We start from the raw sequence: 14,319 nt of genomic DNA on the forward strand, positions 1-14,319 counted from the left end.
GGGCTCGGGCTTCCACCAGCCCTGAGCCGGCCGTTTGCGACGGTGAGCTCTGCCGCTACGCCGACGCGAACGAGGACCGCATCGATGTCGCTCGTCGAGCGGCGCCTCCGCCTCGCGCGCACCGATCACGGCGCTTGCGCCGCGGGGGGCGAGGCGCGTAGGACGCTCCCAAGTTCGTGCTCATTTTGACCGCCCGGGATCCTGTGGCCTGGGTCGCCCAGTTGCGGTCGGACGTCATCGGGCTGTTGGCGGCAAGGGCGCGAGGCCGGTGCCCACCGGTTGCCCCGGCCTACGGAGCGAACTCACGGCCGAAAAGGTGGCGGGCCGTGACGAGCTTGGCGATCTGGGCCGTGCCGTCGCCGATCTCAAGGCCGATGGCGTCGCGCATCCGCTGACCCTGGGGCACCTCGTCGCTGTACCCGGCGTGCCCGAAGGTCAAGAGCGCCTGGTGACATGCCTCGACCGCGAGCTTCGGCGCCCACCACTTGGCCATGTTGCCCTGCAGGCCGTGGGGGAGCCCCATGTCCTTGCGCCACAGCGCCTCATAGCAGAGCAGCCGGGCCCCGTGGACCTGCGTCGCCGCCTCGACGAGTGGGAACGCCACGCCCTGCTGGCGCGAGATCGGCTGCCCGAACGCTACGCGCTCCTTCGCGTAGGCGATCGCGTCGTCGATGGCCGCCTGGGCGGTGCCGAGGACCATCAGGCCGATGAGCGCACGTGAGTAGTCGAAGCCCTGCATGGTCCGGATGAAGCCCTCGCCGGTGTTGCCGACGAGCGCCTCGGCAGGAACGGGGTGGTTGTCGAACGCAAGCGACGCGCGGCCGATCGAGCGGCCGCCGAGGTCGGAGAACGCGCTGCGGTGCAGGTGCGTCTCGTCGAGCCGGAAGTAGAACGCGCTTACGCCACGCGCGCCGGTATCGCCGGTGCGGGCCATGACCAGCGCGGTCGTCGCGTCCATGCCGAGGGAGATCGACGTCTTCTCGCCGGTGATGCGCCAGCCGCTGCCATCCGGTACGGCACGAACCGACAGGTTGGCCGCGTCGGATCCGTGGTCGGGTTCGGTGAGGCAGAAACACGGGAGCGAGTTTCCGTCTGCGATGGCCGGCAGCCACTCACGGCGCTGCTGCTCGTTGCCGGCGGTGTGGATGATCTCGCCGACGAGCGAGGCGATCAGCAGCACGTAGGCGGCGTTGATGTCGGCGCGCGAAACCTCCTCACTTGCGATGCCGGTGGTCACCGCGTCAGCACCCTGGCCCCCGTATTGCTCCGGAATGCGGAGTCCGACGATGCCTTGGCTCGTCAGGTCAGTCAGGAGCTCCTGCCGGAACGCCGCATTGCGGTCGTCCGACGCATAGTGCGGCGTGAGCTTCGCCTGCGCGAACGCCGCGACGCTTGCGCGGAAGTCATCCTGTTCATCACTGAATCCGAAGTGCATGTCGCGATGCTAACGTACGTTCTACGTCTGCGCTCGACACGCTTCACCTTACCCTTCAACGTGATCGGTGCACGGTGAACGACCGCTATCATGGGACGTCACAAAGGGGAGGGTCAGAGCATGAGCGAGGTGTCCTACGAGCTACGCGGCAAGGTCGCGTGGCTGACGATCGACCGGCCTGAGGCACGCAATGCCCTGAACAAGGCCGTGCGTGACGGGGTACGCGAGGGGTTCGAGCGCTTCGCTGCCGACCCCGACGCCGCCGTTCTCGTCCTGACGGCCGCCGGGGACGAGGCGTTCTCGGCCGGGGGCGACCTGAAGGAGATGGCCGACACTCAGCTGAAGATCCCGCCGAAGGACTTCATCCCGTACCTCGGGCGCAACGTCACCGTCGACAAGCCGGTCATCGCTGCGGTCAACGGCATCGCCTACGGGGGCGGGTTCCTGCTCTCGCAGATGTGCGATCTCTGCATCGCGGCGGACCATGCGAAGTTCGCCATCACAGAGCCGAAGTGGGGGCGAGGAGCTCCGTGGGCGGCACCGCTGCCGTGGCTGATCCCGCCGCGGGTGGCGATGGAGATCCTCGTCACCGCCGAGCCGATCAGCGCACAGCGCGGCTACGAGCTCGGCCTCGTCAACCGGGTCGTTCCCGGCGCGGAGCTTCACGCGGCGGCGACGACCATGGCCGAGCGCATCGCCGATATGGCGCCGCTATCGGTCCGCGCGGGCAAGGCACTCGTCTACGCGGCCGCGGAGCGCGGTTGGAGCGACGCGCTGGAGGAGGGCGACCGGATCTATGAGGCCGTCTATCTCAGCGAGGACGCCCAAGAAGGGCCGCTCGCCTTCAAGGAGAAGCGCAAGCCGAACTGGAAGGGACGCTGACGCATGTTCACATCCGACCATCTCAGCGTCGTGGTCGACGGCCGGATCGCCATCGTCACGCTCGATGACCCGCCCGCGAACGCGCTGTCGCTGGGGATGACCGACGCACTCGCCGCGGCCCTCGACACCATCGAGGAGTCCGGAGTCCCGGTGGCTATCTTCCGCTCGGCGGTGCCCGGGTTCTTCGTCGCAGGAGCCGACCTGAAGTTGCTCGGGTACGCCGACGGTGCCGTCTTCGGTGACTACATGGTGCGCCTGCGCGGCACGATCGAGCGGATCCCGCTGATGCAGGCGGTCACCATTGCCGCGCTCGACGGACACACGCTCGGCGGCGGGCTGGAGCTGGCCGCCGCCTGCACCTTCCGCGTGGGCGGCCCGGACGCGAAGCTCGGCGTGCCCGAGATCAAGCTCGGGCTTCTGCCCGGGGCCGGTGGCACGCAGCGGCTACCCCGGATGACCAGCCGGGGCACCGCGCTGGACCTCCTTCTGACGGGGCGCTCGGCGGGGGCCGAGGAGGCTCTCCGCGTGGGCCTGATCGACCGGCTCGACCCCGTCAGCGGCGAGGCCGGGGCACGCGCGCTGGCGGAGAGGCTCCTGCAGATGCCGACATCGGCGGTGACCGCGATCGTCCGCTGCGTCGACGCCGCGAGCGACCTGCCGCTGGAGCAGGGCCTGGAGGTCGAAGGCAGGGAGATCCTCGCCCTCTTCGACGGCGCCGACGCACGCGAGGGCCTGACGGCTTTCCTCGAGAAGCGCCGCCCGGACTTCGGACGACCACGGTGAGCGCCGTGACTTCTGGAGCCCCGCGCCGCGTCGCTGTCATCACGGGTGGGACGCGGAACCTCGGCCTAGCAACGGCCCGGCGGTTCGCACGAGACGGCTATGACCTCGTCCTGGGGTATCACCGCGACGCGGACACCGCCGCCAGCGCCCAACTTGAACTCGAAGCGCTCGGCGGGCAGGTCAGCCTCTGCGGCGGGGATATCTCCACTGAGGCCGGGCTCGACGCGCTGTTCGACGTCGTCGCTGCCCGACACGGCCGGCTCGATGTCTTCGTCGCCAACGCCGCGGCGACGAAGTTCGCGCCCCTGACCGAGATCGGCCGCCACCACTACCAACGCACCTTCGACCTCTCGGTCGGCGCCTTCCTGTTCGGTGCTCAGCGCGCCGCGACGCTGATGAACGGCGACGGCTCGATCATCGGCATCTCCGGAATCGATGCCGCCCGCCATATGCCGCGCCACGGGCTGCTCGGCGCGGCGAAGGCCGCGATGGAGGCGCTCGTGCGGTCGCTGGCCTTCGACCTCGGTCCACGGATCACCGTGAACGCGATCGGAGCCGGCGCCTTCGCGTCCGACCGCAACGTCATCTACTCGGGCGACGAGCGGTTCGAGGGGTTCCTCCAGGACATCGGGGAGCGCAGCGCGGCCCAGCGTGTCGCCAGGCTCGACGAGATCGCCGGGGCGGTCGCGTTCCTCGCGTCGGCGGACGCGAGGTTCGTCACCGGCACCACGCTCACCGTCGACGGCGGCCTGTCCGTCGGCTTCCTCCAGGGCGGGACGTCTTGGTGAGCGTCACCCTGTCGCGCTCCCGGGCGGCCGGGTAGCCCGGTGCCAGGGCCCGTTCCCTGGGGTTGGGCGGTCGATCCTCAACGGGCCGCAGCTCGAGAGCTCAGGCCCCGGTCTTTGGCCATACGCGCTCCGCTCCCCTCGGGCAGGGCGCGGCGGTCGTGGACCGCAGCGGAGCCGAGGTCCGGCGTCATCGCCACAATGCGCATGTCGCCGACGTCCGGGCGAACCCCGCTGCCATGTCGTCACGACGAGGGCGCTGAGTCGCCTGCTACCTCCGGCATCTGCGCCTGCGGGGCGAGGCCCGGCGGTCCACCACCGCCGATGGGCGGTTCCTGCACGTTCTGGTACCCGACGCTCAGCTGATCCTGTCGTCCGCCGAATCGGGGATGACGACGCCATCATCCAGCAGCACGTTCGACTCGGCGTCGTCAGCGAGCAGCCATTCCCCAAGGATCTCGACAGAGTGCTCGCCCAGCCGCGGACATGGTCGCCCGGCGACGGCCCGCGCACCGTCGATCCGCACGGGTCCGGCGGCCATCTGGATCGTCTCAGGCCCGACCCGCGCCTCGTCGTAGATCGCGCCGCTCGTGCGCGTGTGCGCGTCGGCCACCACGGCGTCCAGGTCGGCCGTGATGCAGCACAGGACACCGAGGTCGTCCAGGACGTCGCGGAGCGCGGCGGATGTCCAGCCGCGGATTGCCCGCTCGAGCCGCGGGCCCACACGGTCGTAGTGGCGCAGCCGTCCGTCGTTGTCCGCGAGGTCCGGGTCATCAAGCATGTCAGCCACGCCGAGCGCCTCGCAGAGGGCGCTCCAGCGCCGCGTATCCCACACCGCCACGACGACGAAGCCGTCCGCGGTCGCGAACTGGTCGGCGAGCAGCGGGTGACTGCGGTTCGCCAAGCGGGGGGGCGTACGGCCGTCAGCGGAGCGCATCACCACGAACCCGGCGTTGAACAGCAATCCCACGTCATAGAGCGAGACCGAGACGTGTCTCGGGACGCCGGTCCGCTCGCGTCCGAGCAGCGCCGCCGCCACCGCGCCGGCCGCCGTCATCCCGGTCCCGACGTCGATCACCTGGGGGCCGGCGCGCATCGGGATCCCAGCGGTCTCTCCGGTGAGTGTCGCCATGCCGGTCATCGCTTGGATCATCGAATCCAGCGCGGGACGACCCGCGTAGGCGCCGACTGGCCCGAAGGCGGAGATCGAGCAGACGACGGCGGTCGACCCACGCGCGCTCAGCGCGGTTGGCTCAAGGCCCAACCGCGCGGCGACGTCGTCACGCTGGTTGTGGACTACGACGTCGCTGCAGGCGGCCAGCCGCGCCACCACGTCGCGGCCCTCCGGACGACCGTAGTCGACGGCGATCGCGCGTTTCCCACGGTTGCCGCTGACGAACGTCGGCGTCATGCCCGGGCCGACCACCGGACCGCCGAGCGTGCGTGCCGGATCACCGCCGGGCGGTTCGACTTTGACGACATCGGCGCCCCAGTCCGCGAGCAGCGAGCAGCAGATCGGGCCGGCGAGGAACGTGCTGGCGTCCAGGACGCGCAGACCTTCCAGCGGCAGCGCGGACACGACCGCGGCCGTACTCACGTGGTGTCCAGCGGCTGGATGTCGGCAGGGAACGCCTCGGCCATGCGATCGATCACCGTCTCGAGGAGCTCGCAGGCATCTGGGGGCTCGTCGAAGAGCATGCGCAGTTGCGCCTCCGGCACCACGCCGACCGAGGGCGGCGTGAGGTCCTCGCCCGCGAACCACCGGCGTTGCGCGGGCGACACGAGCAACTCCTCGCCGACGGCGCGGTGCAGCGTCGTCACCTCTGCGTCGCTGATCACGACCAGGCCTCGGACGCGCAGGCCGCTGGCGATCTCGACGGCTTCTGGACCCGGTTCCTCGAACACGTTCTGCTCCCCAGACTGTCTCATATCGGTGCTAACGAGCGTTTATACTCGATCGTCCGAACCGGTGGAGCCTGTCCGCCACCTCAGCCCGAAGGAGCACACCGATGGCGACCGAACCCGAGACCCTCGACATCCCTCTCGAGCGTGAGTTGCTCTCGCGCGTGGAGGCGGCGAAGGCCGGTGGTGCCGCCAAGTACCACGAGGCGATCGCCCGCCAGAACAAGATGTTCGTCCGCGATCGCGTGGAGGCGCTGCTCGACGAGGGCTCGTTCGTCGAGGACGGGCTGCTGGCACGCACGATGGACGAGGGGCTTGCGGCGGACGCCATCGTGACGGGCCTCGGCACCGTCGACGGGCGTCCCGTCTGCGTGATCGCCAACGACCCGACCGTGAAGGCGGGTGCGTGGGGGCGGCAGACGATCCGCAAGTACGTTCGCATGCAGGAAGAGGCTGCCCGCAGCCGGTGTCCCCTGGTCTACCTCGTCGACTCCGCGGGCGCGCGACTAGACGAGCAGTTCGACCTGTTCATCGACCGCGGGCACGCGGGCCGCATCTTCTGGAACCAGTGCCGGATGTCCGGAGTCACGCCACAGATCTGCATCCTGTTCGGCCCGTCGCCGGCGGGCGCGGCGTACGTCCCCGCGTTCTGTGATGCGGTGATCATGGTCGACGGCAACGCCGCGGCTTTCCTCGGCTCCCCGCGCATGGTCAAGATGGCCATCAAGGAGGAGGTCACCGCCGAGGAGATGGGTGGTGCGCGCATGCACTGCGACGTCTCGGGGCTCGGCGATCAGCTCGCAAAGGACGACGCTCACGCGCTGGAGCTCGCGCGCACGTACCTCAGCTACCTGCCGCAGTCGTGGGAACACCCCGTGCCGCTTACGGATCCGGTCGAGCCGCCCGAGGGGCCGCGCCTCAACGAGATCATCCCGGAGAACCAGGTCAAGCCGTTCGACATGCGCGAGGTGCTGACGCAGCTGTTCGACGAGGGCTCGATCTTCCAGCACAAGCCGCGCTTCGCCAAAGAACTCATCACCGCCTTCGCACGCCTCGACGGCCGGCCGGTCGGGATCGTCGCGAGCCAGCCGAACTTCAAGGGGGGCATCCTCACCGCGGATACCTCGGACAAGGGCGCGCAGTTCGTGCAGATGTGCAACGCCTACGGCATCCCGCTCATCTTCCTGTCCGATACCCCGGGCTTCATGGTGGGCTCGGTGGTCGAGCGCGGCGGGATCATCCGGCACGGTGCCAAGTACCTCAGTGCGATCGCCAATTGCACGGTCCCGCGAATCTCCGTGATGCTGCGCAAGAGCTATGGTGCGGCGTACATGGCGATGTCCGGGGCCACGTTCGACCCTGACGCCATGATCGCGCTGCCCTCGACGAAGATGGCGATCATGGGCCCGGAAGCCGCGGTGAACGCCATCTGGTCAAACCGTATCGAGGCGATTGAGGACCCGGAGGAGCGTGAGGCGTTCGTCAACGCACGCCGTGAGGAGTACCTGGTCAACCTCGACATCTTCCGAGCCGCGTCCGAGTTCTACGTCGACAGCGTGATTCCCGGCGACGAGCTGCGACGCGAGCTGATCCTGCGCATGCGGCACTACGCCAACAAGAAGCGCGAGACGGTACCGCGCCACAACGCAGTCATCCGCGGGTAGCCCCGCTGCTTACTTACACGGGTGGGCGTGCCGCGGGCAGGCCGCTCGGCTTCGGATCACGCCGGCCTCGGCGTCGGCGACGATCGCCCCCTGGTGACCGAGAAGATCCAGGTGGGCGATGACCTCGGTCATCGCCAAGTACGTCAGGTCCGGCGGCAGGTCTGTCCAGAGTACGTCCACCAGGTCGCGAGCGGCACGGGGTTCGATCTGCAGCGCCGCCAGGATCTCAGCCGCCCGTTGGTGGTGCATCGCCACGCGTGCGTCGATCAGCGTGGGCAGGTCGGAGAACACCGGTCCGTGTCCCGGGAGGGCGACGCTGACGGTGAGCTCGCGCGTGCCGGCCAGCGACGCCAGGTAGTCGAGCAGCGGCCGCGGCCGCGTCCGCTCGTCCGCCGCCGATTCCACGTCACGGGCACCGAGCGGCAGATGCGCGATCGGGTTGGACGAGACCTTCGGCAGCAGGTGATCACCGACGACGAGCACGCCGTCACCGGGGTCGTGGAGGATGATGTCGCTCGGGCTGTGGCCTGGACGGTGATAGACGGTGAGCCGGCGCCCGCCGGCTTGTAGCACGTCGCCGTCACGCAGCCGGACGTCGATGGCGACCGATTCGGCGTACTGACGATCACTGTCCTGGCGCCGGCGTCGGGCCGTGATCTCCGCCGACGGCATGCCGTGCCGGACGATGACGCGCGACATGTAGTCGTGCTGACGCGAGAGCGCGGCGGGGAGGTCGTGGAGTTCCTCGGCGAGCGGCGCGAAGGCGGCGACGCGCGCACCAGAACGCCGGACCAGTTCGGCGGCGGCACCGATGTGGTCCTGATGCTGGTGGGTGAGGACGAGCAATTCGATGTCCTCGAGCCGGATCCCGACCGATGCCGCCCCGGCCTGCAATGCAGCAAGCGCGGCTGGGGTCCTGGGCCCCGCATCGACCAGCGTCAGCGGCTCCCCCAGCAGCAGATATGCGTTGACGACGCCGACGGCCCACGGAGTCGGCATCGCGATGCGGACGACATCCGCGGGCGGGTCCGCCGCCTGAAAGGTCACCCGTTCAGTAGGAGCGCGGCAACCCGAGGGAGTGCTCGGCGACGAAGTTGAGGATCATCTCGCGCGAGACCGGCGCCGTCCTGAGCAGCCGTACCATGAACCAGTAGTTCGAGAGCTTGTACTCGAGCGCCACGCCGTTGCCGCCGTGCGTCTGCATCGCCTGGTCCAGGCATTTGATGCCGGCCTCCGCCGAGGCGTACTTGGCGATGTTCGCCGCCTCGCCTGCGCCGGGGGCGCCGACGTCGTAAAGGACGGCCGCCTTCTGCGTCATGACGCGGGCCTGCTCCAGGGCGATCTTCGCCTCGGCCAGGGGGTGTGATACGCCCTGGTGGGACCCGATCTTCTTGCCGCCCCAGACAACCCGCTCGTTGGCGTAGGAGCAGGCCTTGTCGAGGGCGTAGCGGGCGATGCCGGTGCACATGACCGCTGCCTGGATGCGCTCGGGGTTCAGGCCGTCGAAGACGACCTTCAGGCCCTGGTCCGCAGCGCCGATCAGGCGGTCGTCACCTATCTCGACGTTGTCGAAATAGAGTGTCCACTGCTTTTCGGGGGCCTCGATGGCGGTCGGGATGTGCTGGCGGGTCAGACCGGGTGCATCGACGTCGACGATGAACAGCGACAGGCGACCCCGGCCGGTGCCCTCATCGACGCTGGTGCGGGCGACGACCAAGACCGCGTCCGCGTCCTCCATGCCGGAGATGTAGTACTTCTGGCCGTTCAGGACGTAGCCGCTGTCCGTCTTGGTCGCCGCGGTCGAGATCTTGTGCGAGTTCGACCCGGCGTCGGGCTCCGTGATCGCGAAGGCGATCTTCATCGCAGCGGTGCCGATGCCGCGCAGCCAGCGGTCCTTCTGCTCGTGCGTGCCGTGGCGCGCGAGGATCGAGCCGACGATGGCGGGGGAGACGACCATGAGCAGCAGCGGGCATCCGGCGTATGCGGTCTCCTCCCCGACCGCAGCCAATTCGTACATGCCGAGCCCGCCGCCGTCGTACTCCTCGGGCACATTGACGCCCAGGAAGCCCTTCTCACCGAGCTCATTCCACAACGCAGTCGGCGGCTCGTCGGCCGCAGTCTGCTTGATGTAGTACTCGGGGCCGTACTTCGACGCGATCGCGTACACGGACTCTCGCAGCATCTGCTCTTCCTGCGTGGGGACGAGGGGCAGGTAGGGCAGGCCGTGGTCGGTCATCGTAGCGGGGTTCACGTCGGATCTCCTATGGTCAAGGACTGGATCGTGGGATGGTAACAGTCGTTAGCAAACACGTCGAGATACGAGCGAAATACGGTATTTTCAGGCTTTCACGCTGCATAATCGGCAGCGTATTCTCGCGCGAACGCACGCTTACGTGGTGCACGAAAGGAACGGAATGAGTACGACGGAGAATGGGGCGGACAGCGGCGGGCGGTTGACCTTCGGGGTTTCCGTGTTCGGCGAGACGCTGGCCGCAACGATGCGGCTCGCCGCCGCAGCGGATGCGGCAGGCCTGGATGCCGTGTGGACGAGTGAGTTCTACACGCGCTCCGGCGGGATCTCGCTGGCAGCGATGGCCACCGCGACCGAACGCTGCCGGCTGGGATCGTCGATCATGTACGGCATCGGCCGCTCGCCGCTGGTCCTGGCGACCGATGCACGCGACCTGGACGAGCTGTCGGGCGGGCGCATGGTGCTCGGGCTGGGGAACGGCACGCGGACGATGATCCGGGACTGGCACGGTCAGGATCCCGACGCGCCGGCCGTACGCATGGAGGAGCTCGTGCCGCTCGTGCGGCGCATCTGGCGCCTGCACGAGGGGCCGGTGTCTCACGATGGGCGCTTCTACCACGTCAACATCAAACCGGTCGGTCCGGTGGCGCCGCCGCAGCGCGAGAGCATCCCGATCGTCATCGCCGGCGTGAGGCCGCGGATGGTCCGCGCGGCGGGCGAGGTCGCCGACGGCCTCGCCGGACACCCGTTGATGACGGTCAAGTATGCCCAGGAAGTGGTGCGCCCAGCGCTCGAAGAGGGTGCGATGCGTGCGGGGCGCGACCTCGCGAACTTCGAGGTCGCGAGCATGGTCATCACCGCTCTGCACCCGGACGTCGGGCAGGCACGTCGTGAGGCGGCGGCGCAGATCGCCTTCTACTCGTCCGTCAAGACATACGACGTGATCCTCGACGTCTGTGGTTTCACGGCGGAAGGCGAGAAGATCCGCGAGGCATTCGGGCGGCGCGACATGGCGGCGATGGTGGCAGCCGTCAGCGACGACATGATCGACGCGATGTCCGTGACCGGGTCCACGCCCGAGGAGATCCGGGATGGCCTGAAGCGGTACGAAGGCGTCATCGACCACGCCATGATGTACACGCCATCGATCGCGTCGAGCCCGGAGCGCGTGGAGGAGAACACCTCCTCGCTGATCGCGGCGTCTGACGTCATCACCGCGCCATAGGACCGCGTGCGGGCACCGGCCGCGCCGGTGCCCGCACGCCCGCTCAGGAGACGCGGCGGTCCATGCCCTTCCAGTGCGGCTCGCGGAGGTCACGTTTGAGCACCTTGCCCGCACCGGACTTGGGGAGTGGGTTGGCTGAGAACTCGACCGATCGTGGGAGCTTGAATCCGGCGATCTGCGCGCGGCAGGCCTCGACAATGCCGGCCTCGTCGACGGTCCCGCCGGGCTTGCGTACGACGACCGCGTGGACCCGCTCGCCCCAGCGTTCGTCGGGGATGCCGAAGACCGCCGCCTCGAGTACGTCGGGGTGCATGTGGATGGCGTTCTCGACCTCGGTCGAGTACACGTTCTCGCCGCCGGAGATGATCATGTCCTTGACGCGATCGACGATGAAGATGTACCCGTCCGCGTCCAGATACGCGGCGTCGCCGGAGTGGTACCAGCCCTCGGCGTCGAGCGCGGCGGTGGTCTCCTCCTCGCGGCGCCAGTAGCCCTGCATGACGTTGGGTCCGCGCACCCAGATCTCGCCAGGCTCGCCGACCTCGGCGGCGCTGCCGTCGAGCCGGCGGACCTCGGCCTGGACGCCGACGACGGGCTGGCCCGCTGACCGCATCCGCGTGGCATAGGGCTCCTCGCCGGCAGCTCCGCGGCGGTGGTCTTCCGTGGAGCAGATCGTGACGAGGGGGGAGGCCTCGGTCATGCCGTAGGCCTGCGCCCACTCGCAGTCGAGCTTGCCCATTGCGTCGGTCAGGACCCGAGCGGGCATTGGCGACGCACCGTAATTCAGGCGCCTGACGGAGGAGAGGTCGTACGTGTCCAGGTCCGGGAGGTTGATCAGCATGTTGATCATCGTGGGGACGAGCGTGGATATCGTCACCCGCTCCTGCTGGATAGTGTGCGCGACGAGCGCGGCGTCGAAGGTCGGCACCATCACATGCGTCCCACCGACCCAGGTCAGCGCGTAGGTGGTGGCGCCGTCGGCAAGGTGGAACATCGGCGCGCCGTGCAGGTAGCGGTCGTCGCTCTCGTAGCCGAAGCCGGTCAACACGTGCTTGGCGTTGGCCAGCAGGTTCGCGTGGCTGAGCATCGCCCCCTTGGGTCGGCCGGTCGTGCCACCCGTGTAGAAGATCCCGGCCAGCGCGTCGGGCGGGAGGGTGGGCGCAGGCCGTGGCGCGGTCGCGGCGAGTTCCTCGTAGCTGAGTGTGCCGGCCGGCGCGACGCCATCCCCGGCGTAGATGAGATGCCGAATGCTCGCGATCTCCGCCGCGAGCTCGGAGCCGACCTGCAGGAACGCATCGTCGACGAACAGCGCCGCGGTGTCGGCATCCTCGAGGATGTACCGTAACTCGGCCGCGGCGAGGCGGATGTTCAGGTCGTTGAGGACCGCACCGCCCCGGGGGACCGCGTGCCAGAGTTCGAAATGGCGATGTGAGTTCAGCGCCAGGACGCCGACGACGTCGCCACCTTGGATGCCCAAGGCCGCCAGTCCCGCGTCGAGGCCGGCCACGCGACGGTCCAGTTCGCGGTAGGTGAAGCGCCTGTCGCCGTCGATGACGGCGATGTTCGCGCCCGCGATCCGTGTCGCCCGATCCAGCACCCAACTCAGATTCCCGTCCATTCCAACCCCCTGTGGTCCAATGATGGTTAACGCATCTGAGCGACGTGGTGACCTGGCGGGTCATCGATCGCCTGTCGCTCTGCGCGCGATTTCAGACGCTCTGCCGACGAGCCTATATCGTCCGCGGCGTGAGACGCATAACGATGGTTCACGTCGACGCTCGGGAAGTGGGGCCACGGTGATCACGCTCAAATCACGGCTCGTGGAGAACGAGCAGTTCCGTAGCAACCGAGCGGCGCTGCTCGCCATGATCGAGCAACTCGAGCAGCGACTCCAGCGCACGCGGGCCGGGGGCGGCGAGAAGTACGTAGCGCGGCACCGTGAGCGTGGGAAACTCCTTGCGCGCGAGCGCATCGAGCTCCTGCTGGACCGCGATGCGCCGTTTCTCGAGCTGATGCCGTTTGCCGCGACCCACAGCGACTTTGAGGTCGGCGCGTCGGTGGTCACCGGTATCGGCGTCGTCGAAGGCGTCGAGTGCATGATCGTCGCCCACGATCCGACGATCCGCGGCGGGGCGTCCAACCCGTGGTCCTTTCGCAAGCTGTTCCGGGCCCTGGACATCGCGCGCGAAAACCGTCTTCCATTCATCAACATCGTCGAGTCCGGCGGCGCGGATCTGCCGACGCAGGTGGACATGTTCGTCCCGGGCGGGGAGATGTTCCGCAGCCTCACGCGGCTGTCAGCGGCCGGCATCCCGACGCTCGCACTCGTTTTCGGGAACTCGACCGCCGGCGGCGCCTACGTGCCTGGCATGTGCGAGTACACGGTGTTCGTCGAGAAGCGCGCCAAGGTGTTTCTCGGCGGTCCCCCGCTGGTGAAGATGGCGACCGGCGAGGAGTCCACCGACGAGGAGCTCGGGGGAGCCGAGATGCACGCGCGCGTGTCCGGGCTGGCGGACTTCATGGCCGTCGACGAGTACGACTGCTTGCGGATCGCCCGCGACATCGTGCGCCGGCTGAATCATCGCAAGCTCGGACCGGCACCTTCGGAGCCGGACGATGAGCCCATCTACGAGGCCGAGGAGCTCCTCGGTCTCGCGTCGGCAGACGTCAGGGTCCCGTTCGACATGCGTGAGGTAATCGCCCGCGTGGTCGATGGGTCGCGCTTCGACGAGTTCAAGCCGCTCTACGGAACTTCGCTGCTCACCGGCTGGGCCTCGATCCACGGCTATCCCGTCGGCGTCCTCGCGAACCAGCGCGGGATCCTCTTCTCGGAGGAGGCGCAGAAGGCCACACAGTTCATCCTCCTCGCCAACAAGAAGAAGACCAGCCTCATCTTCATGCAGAACACGACCGGCTTCATGGTCGGCAAGGAATACGAGCAGGGCGGCATCATCAAGCACGGAGCGATGCTGATCAACGCGGTCTCCAACAGCACGGTTCCGCACATCACGCTCAACACCGCCTCCTCCTACGGCGCCGGGAACTACGGGATGTCGGGGCGCGCGTACCGTCCGCGTTTCCTGTTCGGCTGGCCCAACTACCGCTCGTCGGTCATGGGCCCGCAGCAGCTCGCCGGTGTGCTGTCGATCGTGGCGCAGGCTGCGGCGAAGGGAAGAGGCACGGCCTTCGACGAGGACGCCGACCGGGCCATGCGGGACCGCGTCGAGCAGCAGATCGACGTCGAGTCCACCGCTCTGCAGAACAGCGGCCGGATCTACGACGACGGGATCATCGATCCTCGCGACACCCGGGCGATCCTCGGGATGGCCCTCTCGGCGTGTCACAACAACGCGATCGAAGGTGCCGAGACCTACGGCGCCTACCGGATGTGA

12 protein-coding genes are annotated in these 14,319 nt (G+C 68.5%); 6 read left to right on the plus strand and 6 right to left on the minus strand.

Annotated elements, in window-relative coordinates:
* Window positions 1-289: 289 nt before the first annotated feature.
* Complete coding sequence (locus tag NBH00_RS08460) at window positions 290-1,435, minus strand: acyl-CoA dehydrogenase family protein (protein ID WP_254572900.1); 1,146 nt, start codon at window positions 1,433-1,435, stop codon at window positions 290-292.
* Between the two features lie 120 nt (window positions 1,436-1,555).
* Between NBH00_RS08460 and NBH00_RS08465 the strand changes: the two genes are divergently transcribed.
* Genes NBH00_RS08465 through NBH00_RS08475 form a run of 3 tightly spaced genes read left to right on the plus strand, consistent with a single transcriptional unit; the run spans window position 1,556 to window position 3,888 of the window.
* On the plus strand, window positions 1,556-2,317 hold the full coding sequence (locus NBH00_RS08465; protein WP_254572901.1) for an enoyl-CoA hydratase/isomerase family protein: 762 nt from the start codon (window positions 1,556-1,558) through the stop codon (window positions 2,315-2,317).
* 30 nt (window positions 2,318-2,347) lie between these two features.
* Entirely contained in the window at window positions 2,348-3,100 is a 753-nt protein-coding gene (locus NBH00_RS08470; RefSeq protein WP_254572902.1) for an enoyl-CoA hydratase/isomerase family protein, read from the plus strand.
* A gap of 5 nt (window positions 3,101-3,105) precedes the next feature.
* Window positions 3,106-3,888 carry an SDR family oxidoreductase gene (locus NBH00_RS08475; RefSeq protein WP_254572903.1) on the plus strand — a complete coding sequence of 261 codons (783 nt, stop codon included), beginning with the start codon at window positions 3,106-3,108 and terminating at the stop codon, window positions 3,886-3,888.
* Window positions 3,889-4,243: 355 nt separating this feature from the next.
* Here the strand turns inward: NBH00_RS08475 and NBH00_RS08480 are convergent, their stop codons facing one another.
* Together NBH00_RS08480 and NBH00_RS08485 are read right to left on the minus strand one after the other, a co-directional pair.
* Window positions 4,244-5,464, minus strand: a complete 1,221-nt coding sequence (locus NBH00_RS08480; RefSeq protein ID WP_254572904.1) for a CaiB/BaiF CoA transferase family protein — start codon at window positions 5,462-5,464, stop codon at window positions 4,244-4,246.
* 14 nt (window positions 5,465-5,478) lie between these two features.
* The gene (locus NBH00_RS08485; protein ID WP_254572905.1) at window positions 5,479-5,790 is read right to left on the minus strand and encodes a hypothetical protein; all 312 of its coding nucleotides are present in this window, start codon (window positions 5,788-5,790) and stop codon (window positions 5,479-5,481) included.
* A gap of 104 nt (window positions 5,791-5,894) precedes the next feature.
* Here NBH00_RS08485 and NBH00_RS08490 point away from each other — a divergent pair, with 104 nt between their 5' ends.
* Window positions 5,895-7,451: an acyl-CoA carboxylase subunit beta gene (locus NBH00_RS08490; RefSeq protein WP_254572906.1), complete on the plus strand. Its 1,557-nt coding sequence runs from the start codon at window positions 5,895-5,897 to the stop codon at window positions 7,449-7,451.
* A gap of 9 nt (window positions 7,452-7,460) precedes the next feature.
* Here the strand turns inward: NBH00_RS08490 and NBH00_RS08495 are convergent, their stop codons facing one another.
* Window positions 7,461-8,498, minus strand: coding sequence for an MBL fold metallo-hydrolase (locus NBH00_RS08495; protein ID WP_254572907.1), 1,038 nt, complete (start codon window positions 8,496-8,498; stop codon window positions 7,461-7,463).
* 4 nt (window positions 8,499-8,502) lie between these two features.
* Complete coding sequence (locus NBH00_RS08500) at window positions 8,503-9,663, minus strand: acyl-CoA dehydrogenase family protein (RefSeq protein WP_367401309.1); 1,161 nt, start codon at window positions 9,661-9,663, stop codon at window positions 8,503-8,505.
* Window positions 9,664-9,865: 202 nt separating this feature from the next.
* Between NBH00_RS08500 and NBH00_RS08505 the strand changes: the two genes are divergently transcribed.
* Window positions 9,866-10,927: an LLM class flavin-dependent oxidoreductase gene (locus tag NBH00_RS08505; RefSeq protein ID WP_254572909.1), complete on the plus strand. Its 1,062-nt coding sequence runs from the start codon at window positions 9,866-9,868 to the stop codon at window positions 10,925-10,927.
* A 43-nt stretch (window positions 10,928-10,970) separates the two neighbouring features.
* Here NBH00_RS08505 and NBH00_RS08510 read toward each other — a convergent pair whose 3' ends face one another.
* Window positions 10,971-12,545: a long-chain-fatty-acid--CoA ligase gene (locus NBH00_RS08510; protein ID WP_254572910.1), complete on the minus strand. Its 1,575-nt coding sequence runs from the start codon at window positions 12,543-12,545 to the stop codon at window positions 10,971-10,973.
* A 178-nt stretch (window positions 12,546-12,723) separates the two neighbouring features.
* Here NBH00_RS08510 and NBH00_RS08515 point away from each other — a divergent pair, with 178 nt between their 5' ends.
* Window positions 12,724-14,319 (plus strand): acyl-CoA carboxylase subunit beta, encoded by a 1,596-nt coding sequence (locus NBH00_RS08515; protein ID WP_254572911.1) that lies wholly within the window; start codon window positions 12,724-12,726, stop codon window positions 14,317-14,319.

Source organism: Paraconexibacter antarcticus, from assembly GCF_024220175.1.
Classification (GTDB): domain Bacteria; phylum Actinomycetota; class Thermoleophilia; order Solirubrobacterales; family Solirubrobacteraceae; genus Paraconexibacter; species Paraconexibacter antarcticus.